Source organism: Ruegeria sp. R13_0, from assembly GCF_017743995.1.
Taxonomy (GTDB): Bacteria; Pseudomonadota; Alphaproteobacteria; order Rhodobacterales; family Rhodobacteraceae; genus Ruegeria.
Window position 1 is genome coordinate 319,296 of the sequence record NZ_JAGHRB010000002.1, and the last position, 14,965, is coordinate 334,260.

15 protein-coding genes are annotated in these 14,965 nt (G+C 59.2%); 13 read left to right on the forward strand and 2 right to left on the reverse strand.

All coding sequences use genetic code 11. The features are described 5' to 3' along the window. Positions 1 to 185 precede the first annotated feature (185 nt). Together J7394_RS03865 and J7394_RS03870 are read right to left on the reverse strand one after the other, a co-directional pair. Complete coding sequence (locus J7394_RS03865; RefSeq protein ID WP_209251097.1) at positions 186 to 1,058, reverse strand: amidohydrolase; 873 nt, start codon at positions 1,056 to 1,058, stop codon at positions 186 to 188. Next, positions 1,055 to 2,068 (reverse strand): ester cyclase, encoded by a 1,014-nt coding sequence (locus tag J7394_RS03870; protein WP_209251232.1) that lies wholly within the window; start codon positions 2,066 to 2,068, stop codon positions 1,055 to 1,057. The genes J7394_RS03865 and J7394_RS03870 overlap by 4 nt, the downstream gene beginning before the upstream one ends. Before the next feature lie 152 nt (positions 2,069 to 2,220). Here J7394_RS03870 and J7394_RS03875 point away from each other — a divergent pair, with 152 nt between their 5' ends. From J7394_RS03875 to J7394_RS03935, 13 genes are all read left to right on the forward strand, one after another. Beyond that, entirely contained in the window at positions 2,221 to 3,267 is a 1,047-nt protein-coding gene (locus J7394_RS03875) for an ABC transporter ATP-binding protein (protein WP_170641200.1), read from the forward strand. 75 nt (positions 3,268 to 3,342) lie between these two features. Then, positions 3,343 to 4,554 (forward strand): ABC transporter substrate-binding protein, encoded by a 1,212-nt coding sequence (locus J7394_RS03880; RefSeq protein ID WP_209251098.1) that lies wholly within the window; start codon positions 3,343 to 3,345, stop codon positions 4,552 to 4,554. 67 nt (positions 4,555 to 4,621) lie between these two features. Continuing rightward, positions 4,622 to 5,644: a carbohydrate ABC transporter permease gene (locus tag J7394_RS03885; RefSeq protein ID WP_209251099.1), complete on the forward strand. Its 1,023-nt coding sequence runs from the start codon at positions 4,622 to 4,624 to the stop codon at positions 5,642 to 5,644. A 1-nt stretch (position 5,645) separates the two neighbouring features. Next, complete coding sequence (locus J7394_RS03890; protein ID WP_170692622.1) at positions 5,646 to 6,800, forward strand: carbohydrate ABC transporter permease; 1,155 nt, start codon at positions 5,646 to 5,648, stop codon at positions 6,798 to 6,800. 4 nt (positions 6,801 to 6,804) lie between these two features. Further along, entirely contained in the window at positions 6,805 to 7,335 is a 531-nt protein-coding gene (locus tag J7394_RS03895; RefSeq protein ID WP_209251100.1) for an ester cyclase, read from the forward strand. An 11-nt stretch (positions 7,336 to 7,346) separates the two neighbouring features. Beyond that, positions 7,347 to 8,678, forward strand: coding sequence for a histidinol dehydrogenase (hisD, locus tag J7394_RS03900; RefSeq protein ID WP_209251102.1), 1,332 nt, complete (start codon positions 7,347 to 7,349; stop codon positions 8,676 to 8,678). After that, on the forward strand, positions 8,675 to 9,727 hold the full coding sequence (locus J7394_RS03905; RefSeq protein WP_209251104.1) for an ester cyclase: 1,053 nt from the start codon (positions 8,675 to 8,677) through the stop codon (positions 9,725 to 9,727). Before hisD ends, J7394_RS03905 begins: the two co-directional genes overlap by 4 nt. Further along, positions 9,727 to 10,491: an SDR family NAD(P)-dependent oxidoreductase gene (locus J7394_RS03910; RefSeq protein ID WP_209251106.1), complete on the forward strand. Its 765-nt coding sequence runs from the start codon at positions 9,727 to 9,729 to the stop codon at positions 10,489 to 10,491. The genes J7394_RS03905 and J7394_RS03910 overlap by 1 nt, the downstream gene beginning before the upstream one ends. Next, positions 10,491 to 11,246 carry a hypothetical protein gene (locus J7394_RS03915; protein WP_209251108.1) on the forward strand — a complete coding sequence of 252 codons (756 nt, stop codon included), beginning with the start codon at positions 10,491 to 10,493 and terminating at the stop codon, positions 11,244 to 11,246. Before J7394_RS03910 ends, J7394_RS03915 begins: the two co-directional genes overlap by 1 nt. Continuing rightward, positions 11,239 to 12,282 carry a LacI family DNA-binding transcriptional regulator gene (locus J7394_RS03920; protein WP_209251110.1) on the forward strand — a complete coding sequence of 348 codons (1,044 nt, stop codon included), beginning with the start codon at positions 11,239 to 11,241 and terminating at the stop codon, positions 12,280 to 12,282. Before J7394_RS03915 ends, J7394_RS03920 begins: the two co-directional genes overlap by 8 nt. Further along, positions 12,279 to 13,268 (forward strand): nuclear transport factor 2 family protein, encoded by a 990-nt coding sequence (locus tag J7394_RS03925; RefSeq protein WP_209251112.1) that lies wholly within the window; start codon positions 12,279 to 12,281, stop codon positions 13,266 to 13,268. Before J7394_RS03920 ends, J7394_RS03925 begins: the two co-directional genes overlap by 4 nt. A 134-nt stretch (positions 13,269 to 13,402) precedes the next feature. Next, a complete protein-coding gene (locus J7394_RS03930) occupies positions 13,403 to 14,362 on the forward strand; it encodes a cupin (RefSeq protein WP_209251114.1) in 960 nt (319 codons plus the stop codon). Beyond that, positions 14,359 to 14,961 (forward strand): class I SAM-dependent methyltransferase, encoded by a 603-nt coding sequence (locus J7394_RS03935; RefSeq protein ID WP_209251115.1) that lies wholly within the window; start codon positions 14,359 to 14,361, stop codon positions 14,959 to 14,961. Before J7394_RS03930 ends, J7394_RS03935 begins: the two co-directional genes overlap by 4 nt. The last annotated feature ends 4 nt before the right edge of the window (positions 14,962 to 14,965 follow it).

The window sequence follows — 14,965 nt, forward strand, 5'->3', positions numbered from 1 at the left end:
GCAAAAGAAACCAGGCCGTTCGCATGAGCGGCCTGATCTGACTGGCTCAGTTTGAATTTGAAGTCGAAAATCTGGCTGAAATGTTGAAACCGAATGAATCCGGGCGTGCGCTTATCTAAACGTATCGCCCCACGCGGCACCCTGAGTTGCACCGGGCCGGTCAACTTCGAGTACAGTTTCCAACCTCATTCAAAACGGTAGAACCTCTTTGCAGTGTTGTGGAACACGCTGTTCTGATGCGCACCAGGGATCAGTTCTTGAAGGCGCGACACCAGTTCATAGTAAGTCGAAGAAAGACTGTCGACCGGAAAGTTCGATCCGAACATGCAACGATCGGCGCCGAATTGCGACAAGCAGGTTGAAGCGATTGGCGCGACGCTTTGGGCGCTCCAATTGTGATCAAACATGCCAAGCCCAGAGAGTTTGCAATGGACGTTAGGCAGTTTGGATAGGGAACTAAGCGCATCTTGCCAGTGACTTAATCCCTCAGCACTGCGGTCATGTGGTGAGCCTGCGTGGCAAAGAGCGACAGGCGTACTTGGTGCCTGAGAAAGCACTTCGGCAGTTTGCTCCATCAGTTCGGGAAGCAATTGCAGGTCAAAGGAAAGGCCTCGCTCGCCCACGGCTACTAGGCCGTTCCGGAAATCCGGGTTTTCAAGCAATTTGTTTGTGCCGGTCTTGGCATCTTCGCCGGGCGCGCGCCCGACGATCTGACGAACACCCCGGACCGAGGGTAGCGATTGAAAGCGATCCAGCTGGTACTCTAGATCGTTGGCCGTCAGATCGCAAAATACGACCTGAACCAGCGGCCAGTCAGGATATTGATCGGCCACGGATTGCACCCACTGCGCCTCGGCCCAGGGATCGGCGGCGCCGACCTGGATATGGACCGAGGCCGAGAAGCCCTGTGCCGACGCATCCGCGCGATACTCTGGCAACAAGTAGTTACGCTGAATCGGCGTGGGATCGCCAAAGAACCGAACGGCGCCTTTTTCCATCAACCAAGGATACTCGACCGCGTTCAGATCCCACAGATGGTGATGTGCGTCTATCTTCATGGTGTTTCAATCCCAGCGGTGCGGCCCAATACGTCAACGCCTTGTTGTTTCCAGAAATGCAGCAGGTCTATGAAAATCCAGTTTTCGGCCAGCTTGTCCTCAGCGCGGCGATAAATGTCGATAACCCTGAACTCGCCCGGTTTGCCAGTAGCCGGCATACCCATGAACCCACCTGAGGGCGTAGCGGTGAAGTTGGGCCAGCCAAAGAAGCCGCCATAATGCCCTTCGGCCAGACGGCAGATATGCTTGGTCTTTGACCGGTCTTTGAAACCCGCACGGAACGGTCCCGAGTGTTGCTTGGCGTAGCGTTCGATCGTGTAGGTCGCGCCAATTCCCTCGGGCCCCCACCAGATCATGTCTTGATGCCAGGTTCGGGCCAACTCTTCCTCAAGCGGTAACCCGCCTTGCCACTGGCCGAGATCCGAGATCATCGCATTGATCAATGCCAGTGTTTTTTCGCCCTCCGCAACGGGTTGTTGCGCGAGCAGCAAACCATCATGTGGCATTGGACCGGGTTGCACCAGATGCGCCGCTGTTTGCGGAGGAAACGGGTTTTGCCCGGCTTGCACCATCAGGTGTGGTATGTCGAAATACATCGCCGTTTCCGTGATCTTGCCATCGGCGACTTTGTAGAAGGCACAATAGCGTAGAAACGCCAGCTTTCCGGTCGGGCGAATGCCCAGCCAAGGATGGTCGAACAGGCCCATCAAATGCCCCATGGTGACGACCCAAACATCTGACTCATCGCGCAGCGAATTCTGCCCGGCGAACATGATATCCACCCGGTTTTGCAGTCGTGTCAGACTGGATTTCAGGGGCATCCAGAACTGCTGGGCCACGTGTTCAGCATCATTGATCAAGTTGAATGGGTGAAAGCCGCGCCAAACTGAATCAGGCGTACAGAAACGGCTCATGACGCTGGGAACGTCTTGGGGCGTCGCTGAATCCAATGCGGAATGAAAGTCAGAGACAACCTTTTTCTCTTTCTGGAAGGTCACGGTGTTTTCCATTTGTGTCAGGGTGTTGCGCGTTTTGTGCCGCTGGAATGAATCGGGTAGTTGCCACATTCTTGCATACGTATGCAAAAAAGTCTTGCCTGATTTGATATATGCGAATTACAGTTTTGCAAACGTATGCAAAACGAATCCTAGTTGGGGGCACCATGGCGGAAATTCAACTGCGTAACGTCGGCAAACGATGGGGTTCGTTTGTGGGGGTCCATAATTTTGACCTAACCATCGCAGATCGCGAGTTTCTGGTGCTGCTGGGTCCATCGGGTTGCGGCAAGACCACCACGATGCGGATGATCGCCGGGCTTGAGGACGTGACCGAGGGCGATATTTTGATCGACGGCAAGGTCGTCAACGATCTGGAACCCAAAGACCGCGACGTGGCGATGGTGTTCCAAAGCTATGCGCTCTACCCCAACATGAACGTCTATGAGAACATCCGCTTTCCGCTGAAAGTCCGTGGCATCGACCCGGCGACCCATGACGACAAGGTGCGCCGTGCCAGCGCGATGGTCGAGCTGGATGATTTCCTGCATCGCAAGCCCGCCGAACTGTCGGGCGGACAGCGGCAGCGCGTGGCCCTGGCCCGCGCCATCGTACGTGAACCGAACGTGTTCCTAATGGACGAGCCTCTGTCGAATCTGGATGCCAAGCTGCGGGTTTCGACCCGGGCGCAGATCAAGAACCTCAGCCATGAGCTGGCGGTGACGACGATCTATGTCACCCACGACCAGATCGAGGCGATGACACTGGCTGACCGCGTTGTGGTGATGAAACAGGGCGTGGTGCAGCAGGTCGGCAGCCCGACCGAAATCTATGACCGACCCGCGAATACATTTGTCGCCAGCTTTATCGGCTCACCCGCCATGAACCTGATGGAGGGTGAGGTCGCGGGCGGCGTGTTCCGTGCGGAACATGTTGAGATCCCGGTCAACGCGCCCGATGGCCCCATGACACTGGGTTTCCGGGCCGAGGATGCCAGCCTTGCCGAAGGCGCAGGCCAGATCACCGCACCGATCTACACGCTGGAGCTTCTGGGTGACGCGACCATGATCTCGGTCCGGGTCGGTGGGGCTTTGGTGTCGGTCAAGGCCGATAAATCTTTCCGCGCCGAGATCGGGGATGATGTCTCATTCTCGGTGCCTACAGAAATCTGTCACCTCTTCGAAGCTGGAAGCGGTGCGCGGATCGGGGAGTAACCCCGCCAACAGCCCTTCGGGGCATAACAGCGGTCCGGGCGTCGACGACGGACCCATCCTGACAGGGAGAAACGCATGAAACTCAAGACGATCCTAATGGCGGGTGCCATGGCCATCGCAGCAAGCGGTGCATCGGCAGCCTGTTCTTACGAAAACGAAGTGCCGCTGAAATCGCTGTCGGCGGGGTTCGAAGCCTGGAAAGCAGTGACGGACGCGATGGCCGAGTGTGGCAATTTCAGCGCCTCGCTGGACCAGGAATTCCGTGAGAAGCAGCCCGAAGCTTTCGCTGCCGACCCTTCGCTCTATCAGATCGGCGGCGTGGCGAATGAAACCATGATCCCGCTTCTGAACGCGGGCACAATCCGTCCGCTGGATGATCTGGTTGCAAAATACGGGCAAGACCTGCTGCCCAACCAGCTGATCAAGGTGGATGGCAAGGTGATGGCGATCGCTATGATGGTGAACGCGCAACACCTGATGTATCGCAATGATGTTCTGGCCGAGCTGGGCATTGAAGAACCCAAGACCTATGACGACGTTCTGGCCGCCGCCGCCAAGATCAAAGAGGCCGGCGTTATGGAATACCCCATCGGCGGCACCTTCAAAACCGGTTGGAACCTGGCCCAGGAATTCGTCAACATGTATATGGGCGAAGGCGGCACGTTCATCGGCGAAGGCAATATTCCTGCGATCAACAACGAAAAGGGCGTCAAAGCGCTTGAGACGATGAAGGCCATGACCGAGTTCATGGATCCCGAATACCTCGTGTCCGATTCCACCTATGTTCAGCAGCAGTTCCAACAGGGCAAGATCGCCATGGCGAATCTGTGGGCCAGCCGCGCCGCTGCCATGAATGACGAGGCAGAAAGCCAAGTGGTCGGCAAAGTCACCATGGCCTCAGCCCCGATGGGATCGGAGCGTCCCTCGACCACGATCTGGTGGGACGGCATCGTTCTGGCTTCGAACATGAGCGACGAAGAGGCCGATGCTGCCTTCCGTCTGGTCATGGAAGGCATCGACGGTGACATGGTCAGTGCCAACAATGACACTGCCGTCTGGCTGAACGCGGCCTACCAGCCCGGCGAACTGGCTGCAGGCGCTGCCGCTTCGGCGGAAAACGGTGCGGGGGCCTACCCGGCCAGCGCCGCCATGGGTGTTCTGCACAGCGCCCTGGGCAACGGTCTGGCCGATTATCTGACCGGCGCCAAGGACGCACAGACTGCGCTGGCCGATATCGAGGCGGACTACATCACCGCCGCGAAAGAAGCTGGCCTGATCAGCAACTGATCCTCCCCGGGGAGGGCCCCTTGCCCTCCCTAACTCCCCACCCGAGAACCATGAGAAAGGCAGAGCCATGAATTTCAGGACATTTGCCGCCTTTGTTGGCCCCTCTGTCTTTATGATGCTTCTCTTTATCGCTTTCCCGTTGGTCAGCGTGTTCAAGCAGAGCTTTTACATCACCCAACCCGTCTATGAGATGGTCGAGGTCGAAACCTGTACCCCTGGCTTTCTGACCCAGACCTGCGTGACCGAACAGAAATCGCAACCCAAGCTGGATGAGCATGGCGAGGTGATCACCCAGACCGAATATGTCGGCCTGCAAAGTTATCGCAACGTACTGGAACCCGAGCGGGCTTGGCGCGCGATAACCGAGGGCAATTGGTCCGTGCTGTCCACCATCAACTTCTGGAAGGCGCTGCGATTCACGCTGACTTTCACGCTGATCACGCTACCGCTGGTCATCGGGTTCGGGCTGGGCATCGCGGTTCTGATCAACAACGCCGCGGGGTCGATCCGTGGGCCGGTTATCTTCATCTCGCTGCTGCCCTTCATCATCACGCCGGTGATCGGCGCGCTGTCGATCAATTGGCTTTTCCGCGGTGAGGGCATCCTGACGGCGTTACTGGAATGGTGGTTGAACCGAGACATCGCCCTATTCGCGCAAGCCTGGACGATAGAAATCTTGATGATGTTCTACCGCGTCTGGCACGTGGCCCCGTTTGCGGCCGTGGTTTTCTATGCCGGGCTTCAGACCGTCAATCAGGACAGTCTGGAAAGCGCCGTGATCGATGGAGCGACCCGCTGGCAGCGCATGAAGTACATCGTCATCCCGCATCTGATGCCACTGATCATCTTCGTGTCGATGATTCACCTGATGGACGCCTACCGGGTCTTCGAAGAGATCGTCGGTTTCTCAAGCCAGGCCTACGTCATCTCTCTGCAATGGCTGACCTTCGACTTCCTCGTGCCGGATCAGGCGGGCAACCGGTCGATCAGCCGGGCTTCGGCCAGCGCGATGCTGACCATGATCGGAATTGTCTTGCTGCTGATCCTGCCGCTGCGCCGCACCTGGCGCGACCATAAAGGAGGCCACTGATATGTCCTCGCGCGCGCTTCGCCAACCTCTCAGCCTGCGGCTGACCTCGAACATCTTCCTCGCGTTCTGGTGCCTTGTCGCCGCCTTCCCGATCGTCTGGATCGCAATCATGAGCGTCAAATCCCCGGTGGACGCCTATGACAGCAACGCGCTGAACGTGATCTTTGGCCCGGCGACGCTGGCCACAGGGAACGGGTTGTCGGTTCTGGATATCATTCTCGGGATAGCGGTGATCTGGGGCGCTGCCATGGTCGTCACCAAAGTGCTGCCCGCGAAGATCAAGGAATACACCGCGCCGGGTCAGGCATGGTTCGGATGGGTGGTCGGTGTGCTTGTCGCCCTGATCGCCTTCCTGCTGGTGTTTTTTGTGGTTTTGCCTGCGGTTCTGAACGTGCTGAACCCGCTGTTCGGCCCCTTGGGTCGCGACGTGCTGGGCGTGACGACCGAACACTACAAAACCGTCTGGGTCGACCGGGGCTTTTCCAACAACTTCAAAAACTCGCTGATCGTGACCGCAGGGGTTGTGACCGTATCGCTGACCGTAGGCACGCTGGCCGGTTATGGTCTGGCGCGGTCGGGCTCGACACTGGCCTTCTGGATTTTGCTGATCGCGCTGATCTTTCGCGCGCTGCCGCATTCGGTTCTGGTGGCGGGCTATCTGCCGGTCTTCATTAACTCAGCCGAATGGCTGGCGCCTATTCTGGGTGAGAACGCGCCGACGCTCTATGGCAAGCCTTTCGCCGTGATCGCGGTGCTGGTGGCGATCAACCAGCCGTTCACGATCTGGATGCTGCGCTCGTTCTTCCAGAACATCCCAGCCGAACTGGACGAGGCCGCGCGAGTTGATGGCTGCAACCACTTTCAGGCGTTCCGTCGCGTGATCATGCCGGTGATGTGGCCGGGGGTGATTACCACCGGGCTGTTCAGCTTCTTGCTGGCCTACAACGACTTTCTGGTGACCTCGCTGCTGCTCGATGCGCAGAACCAGACGATGGTCCCCGCCATTGCGGGCATGTTCAACCGCGAGACAACGACGACCGATCAGGTGGTTGCCGTGGCCGCTGCGGTCTCGATCATCGCCCCGCTGTTCTTCCTTGTGATGATCTTCCAACGCCAAATCGTAAGCGGACTGACCGCTGGCGCAGTAAAAGGATAAAGAAATGAAGGGTTCCCGCCCGGAACAAGCCGTTCTGACCCGAGACACGGATCTGAGCAAAACCGAAGACACGCGTCGCGTGATCGAAACCATGGTGGACGGTCTGAACGACCATCGTATTGACGATATTGGTGAGTTCTTTTCGCAGGGTTTCCGCTGGATGGGCAATCAGGGCTGTGGCACCAAGACCGGCCTGAAAGAGTTTCAGGACAATTGGCAGCGCCCGTTCCAGGCAGCGTTTTCAGACAAAACCTGCATCGACGAGGCACGCCTCTATATGGGCGAATGGGCCGCAGCCTTTGGCCGGCAAGAGGCCACCCATTCCGGCGAGTTTCTGGGAATCGCTCCCACCGGAAAGCGGGTTGAAATCCGTTACATGGATTTCTGGAAAGTTGTCGACGGCAAGATCGTCGACAACTGGGTGAATGTGGATTTCGCCCATGTGGCCGCGCAGCTGGGGGTCGATCTGTTCAACGGTGAGGGCTGGGAAGCCTATGACCGGGGTGAGAAAACCGCGCCCCGCCCCGACAAGTAAGGATCAGTACTATGGCAATCGAGTATCTCAAACGCGGCAAATCCGACGCCGACCGGGCCGAAGATGACGCCAAGACCCGCGCCGTGGTCGAGGCCACTTTGAAAGACATCGAAACCCGTGGCGACGCCGCAGTGCGCGAGCTGAGCGAGAAGTTCGACAACTATTCCCCCGCCTCGTTCCGCCTGTCGCAGGAGCAGATCGACGATCTGATCGGCCAGCTGACCGAGCGCGAGCTGGACGATATTAAATTCGCCCAGGAGCAGGTGCGCAACTTTGCGCAGGCGCAGCGGGACTCGATGCTGGATATCGAGGTTGAAACTCTGCCCGGCGTCATTCTGGGCCACAAGAACATCCCCGTGCAATCGGTTGGCTGCTACGTGCCCGGCGGCAAGTTTCCGATGGTGGCTTCGGCGCATATGTCGGTTGCGACGGCCAGTGTGGCTGGGGTGCCGCGTATCATCGCCTGCACACCTCCGTTTCAGGGCAAACCGAACCCGGCGGTGATTGCGGCCATGCACCTGGGCGGCGCGCATGAGATCTATGTGATGGGCGGCATTCAGGCCATCGGCGCGATGGCGCTGGGAACCGAAACCATCGACCCGGTTCACATGCTGGTCGGCCCCGGAAACGCCTTTGTGGCCGAAGCCAAGCGCCAGTTGTTTGGCCGTGTGGGCATCGATTTGTTCGCCGGCCCGACCGAAACCATGGTAATCGCCGACGAGACCGCAGCAGATGCGGAGCTTTGCGCCACCGACCTGCTGGGGCAGGCCGAGCATGGCTATAACAGCCCCTGCGTGTTGCTGACCAATTCGCGTAAACTGGCCGAGGACACTCTGGCCGAGGTCGAACGCCTGCTGGGCATCCTGCCCACCGCCGACACCGCGAAAGTGTCCTGGGCCGAATATGGCGAGGTGATTGTCTGCGACACCTATGACGAGATGCTGGAAGTTGCCGACGACATCGCGTCCGAGCATGTGCAGGTGATGACCGATCGCGATGACTGGTTCCTTGAGAACATGACCTGCTACGGCGCGCTTTTCCTTGGCCCGCGTACCAATGTGTCGAACGGTGACAAGGTGATTGGCACCAACCACACGCTGCCGACCAAAAAGGCGGGCCGCTACACCGGCGGCCTGTGGGTGGGCAAGTACCTGAAAACGCACAGTTATCAGAAGGTACTGACCGATGAGGCCGCAACGCTAATCGGCGAATATGGCTCGCGCTTGTGTATGCTGGAAGGCTTTGTTGGCCATGCCGAGCAATGCAACGTCCGCGTCCGCCGCTATGGCGGGATCAACGTCCCCTATGGCGAGGCGGCCCCATATCGGGACGCCGCGGAATGAATGATATCCATACGCAGCACAAGACCCTGATCGCTCCACTCAGGGCGGCTATGTATGACTTTACCGAAACGGGTGTGCGGCAGGCGCTGGCAAGTGTCAGCGCTCCGGATGCCCTGTTTCGGTTGTGCCACCCGTTCGGCGACAGCACAGGCAGCGACGCGTTTTATGACACCGCGTACAAGGGTTTGCTGGACGCGTGGCCTGATTTAGAGCGGCGCGACTATATCGTGATGGCAGGGCCGGATGAACACGGCGCGGATTGGGTCGGTTGCGGCGGCTACTATACCGGCACCTTCACCGGGCCGTGGCTGGATATCCCGCCGACCGGCCATCAGGTGACGATGCGGTTTCACGAATTCTATCGCTTCAGCGATGGCAAGATCGTTGAGATGCAGGCGCTTTGGGACATCCCTGAAGTTATGATGCAGGCCAACGCCTGGCCCATGGCCCCTAGCCTTGGGCTCGAATGGAATGTGCCAGGTCCCGCGACGCAGGACGGTCTGGTGCCAGGGCCATATGATGCCGCCAAAGGCCAGCAGACATGCCAGCACATCATCGACATGCTGGATCACCTCAAGAAACACCCTTCGGAAGGCGGGCCAGAGGTGATGGAGATGGAGAAGTTCTGGCATCCCCGCATGAACTGGTACGGTCCGGCGGGGATCGGCACCGGGCGCGGCTATGCTGGGTTTCGTAACTGGCACCAGATTCCGTTCCTGAACGGGATGCCGGATCGCGGGAAGTATGTGGATGACATCACCTATCACTTCTTCGGCGATGGCGACTATGCTGCCGTCACCGGCTGGCCGAACATGATCCAAACGGTAACCCATGACGGCTGGATAGGGATTGCGCCCTCAGGCCAGCGGATCACCATGCGCAGCCTTGATTTCTGGCGGCTCGAGAATGGCCTCATCCGCGAAAACTGGGTTCTGGTCGATCTTCTGGACGCTTATCGCCAACTTGGCGTTGACGTGTTCGCCCGTCTGCGGGAATTCAACAAGGCCCGGAATATGGGCCGAATTGAAATACCAGATGGAATGAGCTGATGACTGACCTGCCCCGCACCCCCTCTTTTTCGCTGAGCGGTAAAACCGCGCTGGTTACCGGTGCCTCCTCGGGTATCGGTCAGGGCTGCGCCGTGGCGCTGGCCGAAGCCGGGGCGCATGTGGTTTGTGCGGCGCGTGGGGCAGATCGACTGGCCGAGACCGTCGCCGCGCTGCAGGCGCAGGGCTGGTCGGCCGAGGCCGCAGTAGTGGATCAGGGTGACTTGCAGGCGCTGAAACAGCTGTTCGAAGGCCGCGCCTTTGACGTGGTGGTCAATTCCGCCGGAACCGCCCGCCACAGCCCTGCAATCGACACCACGCCCGAGGATTTCGACGCAGTGACCGATATCAACCTGCGCTCGGCCTATTTCCTGTCTTCTTATGCAGCAAAGGCGCTACTGGCGGCGGGTCGGCCGGGATCAATCATCCATATCTCAAGCCAGATGGGCCATGTGGGCGGTGTGGACCGGGCGCTGTACTGCGCCACCAAACACGGGCTTGAGGGCATGGTCAAAGCGATGGCAATCGAATGGGGCAAACAGCGCATCCGCATCAACACGGTCTGCCCAACCTTCATCCGCACGCCGCTGACACAATCCACCTTCGACAACCCCGAACGCGCCGCGTGGATCATGGACAAGATCAAGCTCGACCGCGTGGGCGAAGTCGAAGACATCATGGGCGCCGTCACCTATCTGGCCTCGGACGCCTCAGCGCTGGTGACGGGCACTTCGATGCTGATTGACGGCGGGTGGACGGCGGACTGATGCGCTATGACGACAAGGATATCAGCATTCAACGCCGACTACGGGATGCGATCCTTGATGCTATCGTCGAAGAAGGCAAAACGATGATCTATCGACCCTCTGCCGGGATGGCGAATGAAGAACCGCATCACTTTTGGGGGCGTTTTGGCCCGATCTTGGACGAATACGGATTGAAACAGATCGACAAAGACTCTGTTCGGGAGGATGCGCAGCAACGGATCGGTAAACTGAACGAACCCGATGCCGATACGGTGCATCAGCTATTTGTTCAGTTTCTGGGCGAGCGCCCCGGAAGCCAACTGCCGGACACCCGGGGTGACTTTCATGTACCGGACAGTCTGCGTGGGGTCATGGATGCCTGTTGCGAATTGACCTTTGCGGTTCCTACGATCTCGCGCGGTTTTCGTTGGACCGAGCGGGTTGCCCCCGTCATGCGTGACGCAAAACGTTGGGACCAAGAAGGTGTGTCCAAGCAGGACGAAAGCCAGGCTATGGTTTCCGAATTTCGTGAGCAACGTGAACAGCGCGGTCGTGAGTTTGAAAAAACGGCACCGATCCATGCCATAGACGGTCTGCGGGACATAGCAAAAGCCGAAGGCCCAATGGCAGCATTGCAATCCCTGAATCAATACCACGATGGCAATGCATGGCTGAGCATTCACGACCCGACTGTACCGCGTGGTGTGCCGACGATGGGGCTAGATGCTGGGATGATATTGCTGGCTGCATTGTTGAGAGAGAAACCTGATGGCTGAAAAGGTCACATCCCTGCAGGTTGCGCAACTGGCTGGTGTCAGCCAGTCGGCGGTCAGCCGGGTGTTCACGCCCGGTGCCTCGGTCAGCAAAAAGACCGAAGACAAGGTGCGCAAGGCAGCTGCTGAGCTGGGTTACAGGCCCAATGTTCTGGCCCGCGCCATGGTCTCGGGCAAAAGCCGCATCATCGGTCTGGTGGTGGGGTATCTCGAGAATTACTTTTACCCCGAGGCGCTTGAGAAGCTCTCAAATGCGCTGCAGGAACAGGGCTATCACGTGCTGATTTTCATGGCCTCACGCTCGGCCGGGAATATTGACGACGTGATGGAGGAAATTCTGGACTATCAGGTCGATGGGGTCGTTTTGGCCTCGGTTCCCATGTCGTCGGATATTGCCACACGCTGTCAGCAGGCCGGCGTTCCGGTGGTGCTGTTCAACCGCACGCAGGATCTCGACGGGATCACCACGGTGGCCTCGGACAACTATGCGGGGGGCCGCAAAGTGGCCGAGTTTCTGCTGGCCGGAGAGCATCAGCGCATCGCCTATGTCGCGGGTTGGCAGGGCGCCTCGACCCAGCGCGACCGCGAGGCGGGGTTCCGTGCGGCATTGGCCGAAGGCGGGCAGAATGTTTTCGCCCATGATGTCGGAGATTTCCATACTGAGAACGCCCGGGCCGCCGCCCGCCGGATGTTTGATGTGGCGCCCGGCAAACGGCCCGACGCGGTATTTGTGGCCAATGATCACATGGCTTTGGCCGTGATGGACGTGATCCGCTTTGAACTGGGCCTGCGCGTGCCCGAGGATGTCTCGGTCATCGGTTACGACGACGTGCCGCCCGCCGGGTGGCCCGCCTATAACCTGACGACCATCCGCCAGCGCGCCAATCTTATGGTGGCTGAAACCGTCACCGCATTGCTTGACCATATCGACACCCCGGCCACGGCCAAACCGCGCAAGGTGGCCATTGACGGGCCGTTGATCGTGCGGACCTCGGCGCGTTTGCCAAAAGGGTGGAAACCACAAAGGACTGAGACATGAAGGGCTTTGATCCGAAATTCCGGGATTTCCCGGACTACATCATCGGCATCACCAAAGAGATTTGGGAGGATCGCGGCATCGCGACCCTGCACGAGTATTACGGCAAAGATATCGTGGTGCGGATGCCGGGCAGTGTCTCGACCGGTAATCAGGGTGTCATCGGCGCGACCATGGCGACGCTGGCCGAATTCCCCGACCGTACCCTTCTGGGCGAGGATGTGATCTGGTCCGGCACGCCCGAGGATGGGATGCTGTCGAGCCACCGCATCATGTCCACCGCCACGCATCTGGGCGATGGCGCGTTCGGCAAGGCGACCGGGTCCAAGCTGCGCTATCGCATTCTGGCCGACTGCCATGCCCGCAACAATACCATCGACGATGAATGGCTGATCCGCGACAATGGCGCGATCGTCCGGCAAATGGGGTGGGAGCCCAAGGCGTTTGCCCGCGACCTGATCGCGCGTGAGGGCGGTGCTGAGGCATGCGTCAAACCTCTGACCCCGGCCAATGATCTGGACGGGCCGTACAAAGGGCGGGGCAATGACAACGAATGGGGCCAGCGCCATGCTGACCTGCTGACCCGGATGATGGGCGCAGATATGGGCGCGGTTGAACGTGACTATGATCGTGCCGTGCAAAGTGAATATCCCGGTGGGGCCACCGGCCACGGGCGCGACGCGGTGGACCGGTTCTGGATGTCTCTGCGTGCCGCGCTGCCCAGTGCGACGTTTACCATTCATCACCAGATCGGGCGCGAGGATGCCAACATGCCGCCCCGCTCGGCCATCCGTTGGAGCTTGCATGGCAAACATAACGGGTGGGGGGCGTTTGGCGCTCCTACCGGGGCGGACCTGTATGTTCTGGGCATCAGCCACGCCGAATGGGGCGAACTGATCGGCGGTGACGTCCGCCTGCGCCGCGAGTGGACCCTGTTCGATGAAACAGCGATCTGGAAGCAGCTTCTTCTGGCGACCGGAGACCTGTGATGCCAACCTGCCTCAAACCCAGCGAACAGGCGCGGCGGTATCATTGCCACCGCGCCGCGCTGCGGCTGAACAATCACCCTCCTGGGGCGACGGGCTAATCCCTATCGCAACACAACCCCCACTAGGAGATCACTATGAGCACTATCCAACAACGCATCGTCCGCTACGGCGAGTTGCAGCCCTGCAAAACCGCCTTTATCGACGCCCATACGCCGGGCAGTGATCAGAAGGAAAACTTCACCATCATCGGCGGCGGCGTCTCGGAATCGCCAGATCAGCACGTCCACATCACCGACAAGATCGGCTTTAACATCGGCGCTGCGGGCCAGCCTCCGAAATGCCGGAACTCTCTGCACAGCCACACCACGGCCGAGGTGTTCTTTGTCGCCAAGGGCCGCTGGCGGTTCTTCTGGGGTCGCTATGGCACTGCGGGTGAGTTCATTGCCGAAGAAGGCGACATCTTCAACATTCCAACCGGCATTTTTCGCGGGTTCGAAAATGTCGGTCAGGATTATGGGATGATCATGTCGATCCTCGGCGGTGACGATGCCGGGGGTGGCGTGACATGGGCGCCGCAAGTCATTCAGGACGCGCAGGCCCACGGGCTGATGCTGGGTGACAATGGCGTTCTGTATGATAGCAAGAAAGGCCAAGAGCTGCCCCACAACGTGCGCCCGATGCCGCTGCTGACCGAGGAACAGTTGAAAGACTACCCCGAGGTACCGGTCGAGGATGTGGTGGGCAAATACGTCGCCCGCTACTGGGATCTGATGGCACTGTCGGCCAATAAACCAGCGCCGGTGATTGGCGAAAACGCTCTGATCAAAGATAAACCAGGGTTCGAGGTCGACTTCCTCGGGCGCGGCTCAAGCGTGACTGATCCGGTTATCGCTGAAAAACCGGTTGTTCTAATGCCCGCCAGCGGTCACTGGCGCATCTCGATTGATGGGTACGAGACCGCTCTGTCAAATGGAGACACCGCCTTGGTTCTGCCGGGGGAACGCTATAGCGTTGAACCGTCGATGACCGGACAGGCGGGTCTGTACCGGATTACAGCGACCGATGACCCGGCAGGAGCCACCTGGACAGGATGACCGCAGATCCAAACGACACCCATGCAATCTATGAACGGCAGGCGACCGACTATGACAAGCGCCGCTCAAAGGCCTTGTTCGAAGCGCGCTGGCTGGCGCGCTTCACTGCCAGCCTGAAGCCAGGCGATCGCGTTCTGGACTTAGGTTGCGGGACAGGCGATCCGATTGCGCGGTGGTTCAAGGCCGAGGGGTTTGACGTCACGGGTGTCGATTTCTCTGAGGCGATGCTGGCCATTGCCCGGACTCGCTGGCCCGATGGCGATTGGCGTCATGGCGACATGCGCGATTTCGAACTGGATCAGAGTTTCGACGGCATCATTGCCTGGAACAGTTTTTTCCATCTGACAGCGGACGAGCAAAGGGATTGCATCGCACGAATGTCCCACCATTTGCGGCCCGGCGGAATGCTGATGCTCACTGTCGGTCCCCGCGCAGGAGAGGACAGTGGCACCGTTGGATCGGAACGTGTCTATCACGCGTCGCTGTCTCCGGCAGGCTATGCTGTTTGCCTTGAAGAAAACGGGCTGCAATTGACCGGGTTTCTGGCCGAAGACCCCGAAACCCAAAGCCATACAATCCTGATGGCTCGCAAAATCTGAGGAG

Excerpts from the sequence above, each read along its gene's own strand:
- J7394_RS03865 (WP_209251097.1), bottom strand. The coding sequence starts at position 1,058 with ATGAAGATAGACGCACATCACCATCTGTGGGATCTGAACGCGGTCGAG.
- J7394_RS03870 (WP_209251232.1), bottom strand. The coding sequence starts at position 2,068 with ATGGAAAACACCGTGACCTTCCAGAAAGAGAAAAAGGTTGTCTCTGAC.
- J7394_RS03875 (WP_170641200.1), top strand. The coding sequence starts at position 2,221 with ATGGCGGAAATTCAACTGCGTAACGTCGGCAAACGATGGGGTTCGTTT.
- J7394_RS03880 (WP_209251098.1), top strand. The coding sequence starts at position 3,343 with ATGAAACTCAAGACGATCCTAATGGCGGGTGCCATGGCCATCGCAGCA.
- J7394_RS03885 (WP_209251099.1), top strand. The coding sequence starts at position 4,622 with ATGAATTTCAGGACATTTGCCGCCTTTGTTGGCCCCTCTGTCTTTATG.
- J7394_RS03890 (WP_170692622.1), top strand. The coding sequence starts at position 5,646 with ATGTCCTCGCGCGCGCTTCGCCAACCTCTCAGCCTGCGGCTGACCTCG.
- J7394_RS03895 (WP_209251100.1), top strand. The coding sequence starts at position 6,805 with ATGAAGGGTTCCCGCCCGGAACAAGCCGTTCTGACCCGAGACACGGAT.
- hisD (WP_209251102.1), top strand. The coding sequence starts at position 7,347 with ATGGCAATCGAGTATCTCAAACGCGGCAAATCCGACGCCGACCGGGCC.
- J7394_RS03905 (WP_209251104.1), top strand. The coding sequence starts at position 8,675 with ATGAATGATATCCATACGCAGCACAAGACCCTGATCGCTCCACTCAGG.
- J7394_RS03910 (WP_209251106.1), top strand. The coding sequence starts at position 9,727 with ATGACTGACCTGCCCCGCACCCCCTCTTTTTCGCTGAGCGGTAAAACC.
- J7394_RS03915 (WP_209251108.1), top strand. The coding sequence starts at position 10,491 with ATGCGCTATGACGACAAGGATATCAGCATTCAACGCCGACTACGGGAT.
- J7394_RS03920 (WP_209251110.1), top strand. The coding sequence starts at position 11,239 with ATGGCTGAAAAGGTCACATCCCTGCAGGTTGCGCAACTGGCTGGTGTC.
- J7394_RS03925 (WP_209251112.1), top strand. The coding sequence starts at position 12,279 with ATGAAGGGCTTTGATCCGAAATTCCGGGATTTCCCGGACTACATCATC.
- J7394_RS03930 (WP_209251114.1), top strand. The coding sequence starts at position 13,403 with ATGAGCACTATCCAACAACGCATCGTCCGCTACGGCGAGTTGCAGCCC.
- J7394_RS03935 (WP_209251115.1), top strand. The coding sequence starts at position 14,359 with ATGACCGCAGATCCAAACGACACCCATGCAATCTATGAACGGCAGGCG.